Annotated in this window: 8 protein-coding genes, 16 tRNA genes, 1 rRNA gene and 1 pseudogene; 4 read left to right on the forward strand and 22 right to left on the reverse strand. The window is 37.0% G+C overall.

What is annotated here, in order from left to right; genetic code table 11:
* Positions 1–464: 464 nt before the first annotated feature.
* The gene (locus tag AO843_RS11080; protein ID WP_054611184.1) at positions 465–2,420 is read right to left on the reverse strand and encodes an AraC family transcriptional regulator; all 1,956 of its coding nucleotides are present in this window, start codon (positions 2,418–2,420) and stop codon (positions 465–467) included.
* A gap of 958 nt (positions 2,421–3,378) precedes the next feature.
* On the opposite strand from AO843_RS11080, the pseudogene AO843_RS25575 reads away from it, so the two are divergent.
* Positions 3,379–3,557, forward strand: a pseudogene (locus AO843_RS25575) (IS5/IS1182 family transposase); the annotation flags it as partial.
* Positions 3,558–3,904: 347 nt separating this feature from the next.
* Here AO843_RS25575 and AO843_RS11085 read toward each other — a convergent pair.
* Positions 3,905–4,255 (reverse strand): hypothetical protein, encoded by a 351-nt coding sequence (locus AO843_RS11085; RefSeq protein ID WP_054611185.1) that lies wholly within the window; start codon positions 4,253–4,255, stop codon positions 3,905–3,907.
* A gap of 307 nt (positions 4,256–4,562) precedes the next feature.
* Between AO843_RS11085 and AO843_RS11090 the strand changes: the two genes are divergently transcribed.
* The 3 genes from AO843_RS11090 (at position 4,563) to AO843_RS11100 (ending at position 7,070) form a co-directional block, all read left to right on the forward strand.
* The gene (locus tag AO843_RS11090) at positions 4,563–5,492 is read left to right on the forward strand and encodes a helix-turn-helix transcriptional regulator (RefSeq protein WP_054611186.1); all 930 of its coding nucleotides are present in this window, start codon (positions 4,563–4,565) and stop codon (positions 5,490–5,492) included.
* A 91-nt stretch (positions 5,493–5,583) separates the two neighbouring features.
* Positions 5,584–6,516 carry an alpha/beta fold hydrolase gene (locus AO843_RS11095; protein ID WP_054611187.1) on the forward strand — a complete coding sequence of 311 codons (933 nt, stop codon included), beginning with the start codon at positions 5,584–5,586 and terminating at the stop codon, positions 6,514–6,516.
* On the forward strand, positions 6,513–7,070 hold the full coding sequence (locus AO843_RS11100; protein ID WP_054611194.1) for a YdeI/OmpD-associated family protein: 558 nt from the start codon (positions 6,513–6,515) through the stop codon (positions 7,068–7,070). Before AO843_RS11095 ends, AO843_RS11100 begins: the two co-directional genes overlap by 4 nt.
* A 397-nt stretch (positions 7,071–7,467) precedes the next feature.
* Here AO843_RS11100 and AO843_RS11105 read toward each other — a convergent pair whose 3' ends face one another.
* The 20 genes from AO843_RS11105 to rrf form a co-directional block, all read right to left on the reverse strand.
* Positions 7,468–7,650: a hypothetical protein gene (locus AO843_RS11105; protein WP_054611188.1), complete on the reverse strand. Its 183-nt coding sequence runs from the start codon at positions 7,648–7,650 to the stop codon at positions 7,468–7,470.
* 437 nt (positions 7,651–8,087) lie between these two features.
* A complete protein-coding gene (locus AO843_RS25105) occupies positions 8,088–8,255 on the reverse strand; it encodes a site-specific integrase (protein WP_304438283.1) in 168 nt (55 codons plus the stop codon).
* Positions 8,256–8,466: 211 nt separating this feature from the next.
* Positions 8,467–9,003, reverse strand: a complete 537-nt coding sequence (locus tag AO843_RS25110; RefSeq protein ID WP_231630121.1) for a tyrosine-type recombinase/integrase — start codon at positions 9,001–9,003, stop codon at positions 8,467–8,469.
* A gap of 193 nt (positions 9,004–9,196) precedes the next feature.
* Positions 9,197–9,277 (reverse strand) — tRNA-Leu (locus AO843_RS11115).
* A gap of 47 nt (positions 9,278–9,324) precedes the next feature.
* Positions 9,325–9,398: transfer RNA gene (locus AO843_RS11120), tRNA-Cys, on the reverse strand.
* Between the two features lie 13 nt (positions 9,399–9,411).
* Positions 9,412–9,486 (reverse strand) — tRNA-Gly (locus AO843_RS11125).
* Between the two features lie 8 nt (positions 9,487–9,494).
* Positions 9,495–9,569, reverse strand: a tRNA-Gln gene (locus AO843_RS11130).
* Between the two features lie 19 nt (positions 9,570–9,588).
* Positions 9,589–9,664, reverse strand: a tRNA-His gene (locus tag AO843_RS11135).
* A 39-nt stretch (positions 9,665–9,703) separates the two neighbouring features.
* Positions 9,704–9,779: transfer RNA gene (locus tag AO843_RS11140), tRNA-His, on the reverse strand.
* A 13-nt stretch (positions 9,780–9,792) separates the two neighbouring features.
* A tRNA-Trp gene (locus tag AO843_RS11145) sits at positions 9,793–9,866 on the reverse strand.
* Positions 9,867–9,879: 13 nt separating this feature from the next.
* Positions 9,880–9,963, reverse strand: a tRNA-Tyr gene (locus AO843_RS11150).
* Between the two features lie 9 nt (positions 9,964–9,972).
* Positions 9,973–10,048: transfer RNA gene (locus AO843_RS11155), tRNA-Thr, on the reverse strand.
* A gap of 12 nt (positions 10,049–10,060) precedes the next feature.
* Positions 10,061–10,133: transfer RNA gene (locus AO843_RS11160), tRNA-Phe, on the reverse strand.
* A gap of 15 nt (positions 10,134–10,148) precedes the next feature.
* Positions 10,149–10,224: transfer RNA gene (locus AO843_RS11165), tRNA-Asp, on the reverse strand.
* Positions 10,225–10,228: 4 nt separating this feature from the next.
* A tRNA-Met gene (locus tag AO843_RS11170) sits at positions 10,229–10,303 on the reverse strand.
* A 34-nt stretch (positions 10,304–10,337) separates the two neighbouring features.
* Positions 10,338–10,413: transfer RNA gene (locus AO843_RS11175), tRNA-Val, on the reverse strand.
* Between the two features lie 15 nt (positions 10,414–10,428).
* A tRNA-Glu gene (locus tag AO843_RS11180) sits at positions 10,429–10,503 on the reverse strand.
* 24 nt (positions 10,504–10,527) lie between these two features.
* Positions 10,528–10,619 (reverse strand) — tRNA-Ser (locus AO843_RS11185).
* 5 nt (positions 10,620–10,624) lie between these two features.
* Positions 10,625–10,701: transfer RNA gene (locus tag AO843_RS11190), tRNA-Asn, on the reverse strand.
* Between the two features lie 16 nt (positions 10,702–10,717).
* Positions 10,718–10,833 (reverse strand): 5S ribosomal RNA (rrf, locus tag AO843_RS11195).
* Positions 10,834–10,996: the final 163 nt, after the last annotated feature.

A 10,996-nucleotide genomic window follows, 5' to 3' on the forward strand; every position in this document is an offset into this window, starting at 1 on the left:
TCCACCAAAAGTATAATTATCATTTATATTTGCAAAGTCTATAAATAAACTAAATAAAAGCGTTAACTCTGTCTTATGTTTTCAAAAGCAAAAATAAAATTTACCAAACCTATATCTTGCTTTGATTTATAATCTAGCTAAAATGTAGCTCTTTAGAAATTTCCTAAATAACGAAAAAGGGAGTCAGATTAATTCTGATTCTCTAAATCTCCACTTAGTATAATCTTTATTGATGAATTACAAAAAACAACTTCTAGCAAAATTCAACGTGTAAAACTACTCGCAATCGATATAAATAGGTAAAGAGACATTTCCACAGTCGAAATGTTTCCATTATATAACAATGAATATTTACTCATCACAAACATACTTATGAAAGTAGTTGAGATAATACCAAAGATAAAAATAGATGTTATTATTTTCCAGCTACTAACTCTAAATGAGTCCGTTCATAAGCTACATTTTTATTGTGTTTTGGCGATTTCAATCATCCAATTAGCTAAATTTTCTATTTGTCCTTCTACAGCAATCGGGTCTCTAAACCATGACTGACTTTCATTCCACAAGTATGCTTTTCCATCTCGAATCGCAGGCAAATTACCCCAAACCGGATCAGCCTGCAGTTCTTCCAGCGTCGATTTTGTTGTTAGAATCAAATAATCTCCAGTGTATTCAGGAAGCAATTCCAGTGAAAATTCATAATATGATTCAGCAAGCATATGTTTTGGAATCGTTGAAGGTGGATTCGCACCTAATATTTCATACATGATTCGACCGCCGCGTCCGGACTTTGGTCCGAATAAGAATACCTTTCCATCATATTCCTGCATGACGGATACTGTCTCTCCCTCATCAAGTGCAGCTTGAACTTCACCGCGTAATTTACTTGTGTAACTCTCAAAATCAGTAATCCATTGTTCAGCGACATCCTTTTTGTCTAATAAATCACCGAAATAACGCATTTCCTCCTGAATAGTTTCAAAGCTATTGTAAGGCATAGCTACCGTGGGCGCTATGAGCGAATATTTGTCCACTGTTTCTTCTTTATTAATATTTGTGATGATTAAATCCGGTTTTAATTCAACCAGCGTTTCTAGCGAATCTCCCACATTAGCCACACCGTCGAGCATCCCCTCTAAATACGGACTTTCCATCAATAAAAAATCAGATGCAACTGGTTGGACGCCGAGTGCCAACACAGTTCCTAAAAATGCCGGTGCAGCTACACGTTGTGGATCTGCAGGTACCTCCACATCTCCGAGTGCCGTCGTAATAGTTCGCATTTTGATGTTGGCGGGTGCTTCTGTCTTTAGTTGAATCGATTTTGCTGCTCCACTATTTCCCTCTGTCCCTTCTGATGATGTCCCACATGCCGATGTGACCATAGTAAGACACAACAGTGCCATCGCTAACAGATTTTTTTTGCTATTTGCCATATCATTTCCTCCATCTAGCATTAATTGATAATGAATATCATTACCATTTAAATGATACAGTGCTGGATGTGGTGCAACAATGGACAAATCTGACCAATTCATTGTATCTTTCGAACCTACATACTGGTTTTGCTTGCGGTATTCCCCTGGAGTTATGCCTGTTTGTTTCTTAAACATACGGTTAAAATATATAGTGTCTGGATAACCAACATAAGCAGCTACTTCCTGTAGCGTCGCTTCGGTATCACACAGCAATTTTCGCGCCAAGTCTATGCGTAATCGAATTGTATAATCAAGTGGACTGTACCCCATCTGTTCTTTAAATTTCCTCGAAACATATTGTGGGGTGTAATTCATTTGCTGGGCCAACTGTTCCATGGAAATCATTCCACGATAATTCCTTGCGATATAGTGGACAACTTGTTCGGCCAAAGTTGGGACGTATGCAATCTCCGTTCGTTCCTGTAATGCTGCATGTACAAAACGGATGAATTCCCCTTTGGCCTTCAGTCTTCTCAATTCATGGACATCTTTAATTTTTTTCTCTTTGTCTATCTGCTCATTGTCTATTTGTTGCCAGTCGGCAAGCATTGTTTCTAGCATCTCCAACATAATAAGCGGTTGGGATGGCGACACTGCCCAACTTTTCATAAATGGATTGTCTGTTTGCATCATCATATGAAACTCCCGCAATGCTGAAGCGGGCAAAGAAGCATTGTATAAAATCATGTAGATGTCAAGAAAGTCAGCGGATTGAACAGTTATCCTTTTTCCCTTGCCGATATGTATTAAATGAAACCGTTCGGATATCCACACTTCATCATTTGTCCACAGCTCAGCACGTCCATTTGCGATAAACATAAACATGCTTGCTGGTGTTACATAATCTCGAATTTCGTCACCTCGCCCAACTCGCTTTACCTGAATGTCCAGTACGCTAATGACGATTTGATTCCACAGTTGAATTTGATCGCTTATATTCATAATAATGCTACGTAACGAACGTTTTCTATCCTGTCCATTAGATTGCTCCTTCCCATGAATATTACAACTTCAGCACCTTTACTGATAATGAGAATCATTATCATTTTATATCAACATAACAAAAACTACTTAACAATGTCAAGGAGCGTAAAAAATCTATTGTCAAAATAACTGTGAACATAGAAAAACAAAGATATTTTCTGCTTAGAATTAAGACACCCTATCACTCTCATCTTAAAACTATGATCATCAGTAGGTGCTTCGGCTAATTAACTTTCAGACCTCTTTGAAAACTAAAATGAACCTCTACGATTTGTTTATCTTTGATTTTGGTTGAAGTGATATATTTGAGGATCAGTGATTGCAGTGAAGGTTTATCTAATAGTAGTATTATCTCTCAAGCCTTTCGCTCATACCATTTGGATTGGGCTTGATGCATACGATAAAATAATGCTTTATTATTTATCAATTCATCAAAAGTACCGATGTTCTTTTAGCTATTAATCTGGAAATATCAGAGATTATCGGTATTCTATCTAACTCTTCCCTAATAAACGAACTAAATTTATCTAGTACGTAAATTTGATTCGTATAAATATTAAATTAGATATTCATCCTCTACTTTATAGGAAAGAAGAAGATACTTTGATCTTTTACACACATCTCTTTTACTACTACCTCTTCTTTGCTGTGTGAACTTCCTGACTACTATATACAGTCATAAGACCTAACAGTCTCTTTACTCTTAACATCTTCTTTCTTCCTCATAACCGTATTTTTGCTACTTACTCCATTATGTTTATGATGACATAAACGTAATGGAGTAAAATGATAACTCTTGTGCTTATTGATTTCATCAACATCAAGTCCATCTACCTATACATATATAAACTGCACGTTGATTGTTAACTAACAATCAGCGTACAGTTTTAATGTCAACACCAATAGGTTCTTACGCATTCGAAAACTCGAGGCTGCGATCTATTTTTCGTTTATCTATCCATTAGTCGAAAAATTGTATTCACCTTATAGTCGTTCAAGTATTAATCCCGTGGTTCCATTTAAATGTGCTTTATTTAAAACGTTTTTTAGATTCGTTCCATGCATCATATAATAAAAGAAATTGAAACGAATATGGTCTTGCAAAAGTGTATAAAGAGCCTGTGATTACGCAGAGCATTGAATAATCGATGAATGGTAAGTAGACATGAACAAGATAAAAATACTAACCCTACCGGTAAAAGATGTGTTGTCTATTTTCTTGACGTAATATCAACTGTAAGTATTAAGAATATTAAATAATCACCAATAACATTACTTTCTTTCATTATATAAAAGTCTATAATGAAGAATACTTTATATACAATGTTGTATCAAACAAAAAACAAGAATGCTAATATAAACATCCCTGTTTTACATATATCCCCGATATCTAACCTAAATATATTTTAGCATTTTTATTGTTTTCTATTAATCTTATAGTTTTATAGCGTTTTTATATACTTTAAGATATTATCAATATTTTCAGAGTTATATTCTGCTTCAGATAAAAGATAGTATTCACTTTTAGAAAAATCAATGTGACCAAGTAAACTTTTTAAGTATGGAGAAATCAAAACCAAAACGCCATCATTTTCTAATAATTCCTCTGGAGATTCAAACCCATGAGTAACTTCTACGTTAAAAGAACTCAAATTATACTCTTTCAACGAATTTTCTATACTTTTTTTTAGTCTCGTTGACCTTTTCTTCAAAAAGAATCCTTCTCTATCTAACCCTGTTGCAAATCCCCTAAACCCCATTGCTAATTTAGGATAAATATAAATCGTTTTCATTATGATCACCCTTTCAAAAGCTTAATTATGATCCTTTTAATACTAATCCTAAATTTTTATCAACAAATTTTGTATGTAATATTAAGGTATGTATTCATTATTTATCCATTACATTATATCATGTATTGAACCGTTAGAAACATGAATGGCTCCCCTTGCTGTTCCTAGGTTATAACAGCTTGTGTAAAAACTTATGTAAAACAAAATCAATTCTCAAACTGACTCTTAATACTGTAGGGTATAATATTTATTTAATTACTCTTATTATCTACCTAGTAAGTAAAAAAAATTTTTTAAGGAGAAAACGATGAAAATAGAACGTATGTTAACTATTATAGTGATGTTACTTAATAGAAATCGTGTAACTGCAAATGAATTAGCTGAGAAGTTTGAGGTGTCAATTCGGACTATTTACCGAGATATTGAAACTATCAATCTAGCTGGCATTCCTATTATTTCACATTCTGGAAATAATGGTGGATTCAGCATATATGAAAATTATAAAATAAATCATCAAGTACTGACTCTTAACAACATGTCTTCCCTTCTTTCTGTACTCAAGGATATTAATTCTACAGTTGATGATATTGAGTTAGAGTCATCTATAGAAAAACTAGAAAATATAATTCCTAAAAATAAGGTGGATTCTCTAAAACTTAATATGGAACAAATCATCATTGAGTTACATCCTTATGGAGACTCTCCCAATCAAAAAATATTAGTTAAAACATTAAGAAAAGCTATTAAACAGAGTGAGTTACTGACTATTGACTACAGAAATTATAATAATATTGTAAGCAAAAGACAAGTTGAACCTATGTCACTCGTTTTTAAAAATTATACTTGGTATTTATTTGCTTATTGTCTTTTAAAAGAAGATTTCAGAATATTTAGAGTTTCTCGGATAAGTGATTTTCACATTGAAAATCAATCATTTGAACGTCGAGAAAAATCATATCACGAAATTACGGCATTGTTAAATGAGCAAACAACGATGACAACAATTGTCTTGAAAGTTTCCCCAATAATGAAGTCTCGTGTAGAGGATGTTTTTAATAAAGAAGATATTACTGTGTTAGAAACAGGTGAACTTCTTGTGAAAGCAACGTTGCCCGAAAAAGAATGGTTGTTCTCTCTCATTTTTAGTTTTGGAGAATATGTAGAAGTCCTAGAACCGAAAGAATTGCGTCAAAAAATTGCCTCTAAGCTCAAATTAATGAATGAAAAATACAGTTAAGCAAGTTTTAAATTTCAATGCTGACAGACTGTTGTCAAAACTCAATGATAAAATTGTCCTTGTAAGACAATTTTAATTAGGAGGATATTAAATGACAAATAATAATGAATTTCCTACACCAAAACTTATTTCAGTTAATAATGTGAAACTAGAAGTTTTTGAAGCTGGAGAAATAAATCGGGGACGTCCTATCATACTTTGTCACGGATGGCCAGAGCATGCATACTCATGGAGACACCAAGTAAATGCTCTTGTAGAAGCAGGGTATCACGTTATTATTCCAAATCAACGAGGGTATGGAGAGTCTTCTTGTCCAAAAGAAGTTACAAAATATGACATTGAATATTTAACAGGCGATCTTGTTGCTCTTTTGGATTACTATCAATACAAAGATGCCATTTTTATGGGCCACGATTGGGGTGCAAGTGTTGTTTGGAGCATGGCTCTACTACATCCAGAACGTGTTAGTAAAATGATTAATTTATGTTTGCCATACCAAGTTCGGGGAGAAAGACCTTGGATTGATTTTATGGAGGATGTTTTTGGCGATAATTACTACTTTGTTCACTTTAACAAACAACCAGGTGTTGCAGATGCTATATTAGACGAAAATAAAGCCCAGTTTCTTCGTAACTTATATCGAAAGAATGTTCCATCACAAGGTCTTGTTGAAGGAATGGAAATGATTAATCTAGCTGAAGCGAGCAATCCATTAGGTGAACCTGTTATGAGTGATGACGATCTTTCTGTTTACATTTCAGCCTTCAATAAGACAGGATTCACTCCAAGTATCAATTGGTATAGAAATTTAAATCGTAATTGGCATTTATTAGCTAATGTAGAACCTATTACTTATAAACCAACATTGATGGTTTATGGCGAGAAAGATATTATTCCTCCGCTTCCAAATATAAAAGACTTTGTGCCTAACATAGATATTAAGAGCTTAAATGCTGGTCACTGGATTCAAGAAGAAAGACCAGAAGAACTTAATCAAACAATTTTAGAATGGTTAAAAAAATGAACCAAGTAATTTTTTTTAGGAATCAAACTGAATTTATTGATTGGTTGGAGTGTAATCACAAAAAAACTAGTGAAATTTGGATAGGATTTTTTAAGAAAAAAACTAATATAGCAAGTCTCACTTGGACTGAATCAGTTGATTGTGCTCTTTCGTTTGGTTGGATTGATGGGATACGAAAAATCGTTGATGATAATAGTTATAAAATTAGATTTACTCCACGTCAGCCAAATAGCGTATGGAGTAAAGTTAATGTCGAAAAGGTACATAAGCTGATAGAGTTAAATCAAATGAGGCCTGAAGGATTGAATGTTTTTAATCAAAGAAATGACAAAACAGGATATTCTTCAACCAATAGGCATGCTACGTTAACGAAAGCGTATGAGGATGAAATTAAAAAAAATCCACGTTCTTGGGAATTTTTTAATCAGCTCCCTCCTTCTTACAAGAGAGATTCTATTTGGTGGATAATGAGTGCGCAAAAAGAAGAAACTAGGCTAAGAAGATTGAATCGATTAATTGTTTCTTGGGAAGAAGGAGAAATGTTAAGACCCTAACTTTTCATTTTTCTTTATTGCCACTGAAAGAGTATTTAAAGTACTCCTCCTTTCACTAAATCAATAAAAAAGATACTTCTTTGGATGTTCAATGATTTTTGAAGTCAAAAAGTTATTAGAAGTCTCAGTTTAAACAACAGTTAGTCATATTTTTTCTACTATTAAAAGATGGCTAGTTGAAGATATTTTATTATATGAACAGCAATTGTTGAAAAATTAGATAAAAAACAAGTGTCCAGTAAATCACCATATACTGGACACTTATGCATATGGTAACGGTCTTTGTTTTTTCTGAATTTGCGTCATAATATCGTCTCCTTTTGTTCTACTCTTCCTACCTTATATACCCGAATGAAAATTCAGTTTCGGACATGTTTCTAATAATTTTCTTCCTTCGTTAAATTGCGTTCAACATAAGTTCCGTTTCGGATGCTGCATAAATTACGTTTCTGATCGCAAGAGGTTCACCCACTAATACATACAAAGCCCCCTGACCTTCGCTGTAATATGCGTCAGTTTTACATTCAGTCTTTTCAAATAGCTTCCGTTGAATATTAACGATGCCTACTGCGATATTCATTCCGTTCAATCCTCCTTTGATTTAGGGTCGAAGTGTTTTTAAAAATAATTACACCAACTTATGATTTAAAACCGTTTTTAGCAACGGCTATAAAAGCTAAATAAAGGCGTTATGCTTATCACCAGTGAAGCGATGTTCTTCCTTTTGTATAGCGCATTTTAAGGCGCCCTAACCTTCGAATGATAAATACGTCGACCTTATAGTGTTGTCCTAACGATAATTATTGCGGCGGCTATCGTACAAACCGATCAAGTTTAACGTGTTACTAGGTTTCCACGTTGGACTACCGAAAAAAAGCGCACTTAAATAAGCCTAGACATTGTAATTTTTTCGAAAAGGCTGTACAATAGCGATACATTGGTGTGTATGCTATCGTTTTCTCGGTAGTCATATTCAGTTAAGGTCGAGTGTTAGCGCACTCGGCTTTTTCTTTTTGTCTAAAGATTATTTAACGGACTAAACTCACGATGTTTGTCGTGTACTTCCGTTGAAAATAGATTTACATAGGTTTTTACCATCTCCATTGTTGAATGACCGAGTATCTTTTGTAATTCGAATATGCCAGCGCCATTCATAACGGATAGCTTAGCGAACGTATGCCGCATTGTATGAGGTGAACATCTGACACCCTTAATCCCTGCTTAATTACCGTATTGAGCAACAATCTTCTGCAGAGAATTACGTTTCATTCCTGTACCTTCTAATGTGACAAATAACGCATCTGTTTCGCATGTCCCTCTTAATTGAAGATACCGACGAAGCTGCTCCTTCATCTTCGCTTGTATCGGTACATAGCGATGATAGTGATTTTTCGTATTACGAATACACGAGACCTTCCGATAGCTTTACATCCTCTATTAAAATACCGCAAGATTCATTTAAACGAATGCCAGTTTCGAGCAGTAGCATCATAAACGTATAGTCTCGCTGGCCAGTGAATGTACGCTTGTCCGTCGCATTGAATAGCGCATGTAATTGTTTAACGGTAAATGTTTCAACGCTATTCTTACGATCACGTACTAACGGAAACTTCGCCAGGTCATTTACGGCCAAGTATTTATTCTCGAGTAGCCAATGAAAGAACGCTCGAATTGCGCGTAGCTTAGAGTTTATCGTTGTTGTCCGGAGACCGCGTACTTGCATATCCTCAACTAATTCCTCCAGGTGTTTCCGCTGTACGTCGTGAATAAATAGCGAATGCCCTACGCTGACCAAGAACGTACGGAAGTGATTTAGTTCACGTTGGTAGTAAGTAATTGTAAATTCGCGCAAACCACGTCGTTTCGCATCCTTTATAAATACCGCCAACGCTTCATCAAACGTAGTCACCTGCATTGATACCGAACGACTCACGAGATCGAGTTCCCGTCCTACCAATTCGTTATTACGCTTAGACATAGAAAAAGACCGCCTTCCTTAGTATTTAAGGAAAACGGTCTACTAGCGAACATGCTAACGACTAATTTGACGCACATTATACGTCTAAAACGTAAAAAAGCGCCTCATGCTTACGCATGAAACGCCGTCAAATCAACGATTTAGATGATACCGGTGGCCGGGGTCGAACCGGCACTCCAAAGGAACACGATTTTGAGTCGTGCGCGTCTGCCAATTCCGCCACACCGGCATAGTGTAGATAAAAAAAATCGGATAATCCGATTGAAAAATAAAATATGGAGGCGGCAACCGGATTTGAACCGGTGGTAAAGGTGTTGCAGACCTGTGCCTTACCACTTGGCTATGCCGCCATAAATAGTTAAATGGAGCGGAAGACGAGGTTCGAACTCGCGACCCCCACCTTGGCAAGGTGGTGTTCTACCACTGAACTACTTCCGCAAAAAAAATGGCTGGGGTACCTGGATTCGAACCAGGGCATGACGGAATCAAAATCCGTTGCCTTACCGCTTGGCTATACCCCAAAAGACAATTATATAAAAATGGGGCGACTGATGGGAATCGAACCCACGAATGCCTGAACCACAATCAGGTGCGTTAACCACTTCGCCACAACCGCCATAATTACTATTTTGTATTATTCTAATTTAAAGTTAAATGGGGCGACTGATGGGAATCGAACCCACGAATGCCTGAACCACAATCAGGTGCGTTAACCACTTCGCCACAACCGCCATAAAATTAAATTGGCAGGGGCAGTAGGAATCGAACCCACATCAAAGGTTTTGGAGACCTCTATTCTACCGTTAAACTATGCCCCTATTATATTAAAACTGGTGGAGGGGGACGGATTCGAACCGCCGAACCCTAAGGAGCGGATTTACAGTCCGCCGCGTTTAGCCACTTCGCTACCCCTCCGGGAATACATGGTGCCGGCGATAGGAGTCGAACCCACGACCTACTGATTACAAGTCAGTTGCTCTACCAACTGAGCTACACCGGCAAAAAAACATGATGGGTCAGGACGGAATCGAACCGCCGACACTTAGAGCTTCAATCTAATGCTCTACCAACTGAGCTACTGACCCATATTTTAAAATAAATGGCGGTCCCGACCGGGATCGAACCGGCGATCTCCTGCGTGACAGGCAGGCATGTTAACCGCTACACCACGGGACCATTTTGGTTGCGGGGGCCGGATTTGAACCAACGACCTTCGGGTTATGAGCCCGACGAGCTACCACTGCTCCACCCCGCGATAATGATATGTTATTAATTGTTAATAAGTATAATGGTGGAGGATGACGGGCTCGAACCGCCGACCCTCTGCTTGTAAGGCAGATGCTCTCCCAGCTGAGCTAATCCTCCATCTGGGTATATACATGGTGACCCCTACGGGATTCGAACCCGTGTTACCGCCGTGAAAGGGCGGTGTCTTAACCACTTGACCAAGGGGCCTTCGTTTGAAATGAATAAAAGTGCTGGCGGAGAGTAAGGGATTTGAACCCTTGAGACAGTGTTAACCGCCTACACGATTTCCAATCGTGCTCCTTCGGCCACTCGGACAACTCTCCAAGAATGGCTCCGAAGGCAGGACTCGAACCTGCGACAACCTGATTAACAGTCAGGTGCTACTACCAACTGAGCTACTTCGGAATAATTTTAGTATACAGCCTAGCGACGTCCTACTCTCACAGGGGGAAGCCCCCAACTACCATCGGCGCTAAAGAGCTTAACTTCCGTGTTCGGTATGGGAACGGGTGTGACCTCTTTGCCATCATCACTAGACTATTTGAAAGACAATACTTATTATAACATATTTTATCAAAATTACAAGTATATTATAATATTTTTATTCTTTCAAAACTGGATAAACGGTTCATTGAATGTTTCAAACTTTTTTGGTTAAGTCCTCGATCGATTAGTATTCGTCAGCTCCATGTGTCACCAC

Source organism: Lysinibacillus sp. ZYM-1 (genome assembly GCF_001308875.1).
Taxonomy (GTDB): Bacteria; Bacillota; Bacilli; order Bacillales_A; family Planococcaceae; genus Lysinibacillus.

Excerpts from the sequence above, each read along its gene's own strand:
- AO843_RS11080 (WP_054611184.1), bottom strand. The coding sequence starts at position 2,420 with ATGAATATAAGCGATCAAATTCAACTGTGGAATCAAATCGTCATTAGC.
- AO843_RS11085 (WP_054611185.1), bottom strand. The coding sequence starts at position 4,255 with ATGAAAACGATTTATATTTATCCTAAATTAGCAATGGGGTTTAGGGGA.
- AO843_RS11090 (WP_054611186.1), top strand. The coding sequence starts at position 4,563 with ATGAAAATAGAACGTATGTTAACTATTATAGTGATGTTACTTAATAGA.
- AO843_RS11095 (WP_054611187.1), top strand. The coding sequence starts at position 5,584 with ATGACAAATAATAATGAATTTCCTACACCAAAACTTATTTCAGTTAAT.
- AO843_RS11100 (WP_054611194.1), top strand. The coding sequence starts at position 6,513 with ATGAACCAAGTAATTTTTTTTAGGAATCAAACTGAATTTATTGATTGG.
- AO843_RS11105 (WP_054611188.1), bottom strand. The coding sequence starts at position 7,650 with ATGAATATCGCAGTAGGCATCGTTAATATTCAACGGAAGCTATTTGAA.
- AO843_RS25105 (WP_304438283.1), bottom strand. The coding sequence starts at position 8,255 with ATGCGGCATACGTTCGCTAAGCTATCCGTTATGAATGGCGCTGGCATA.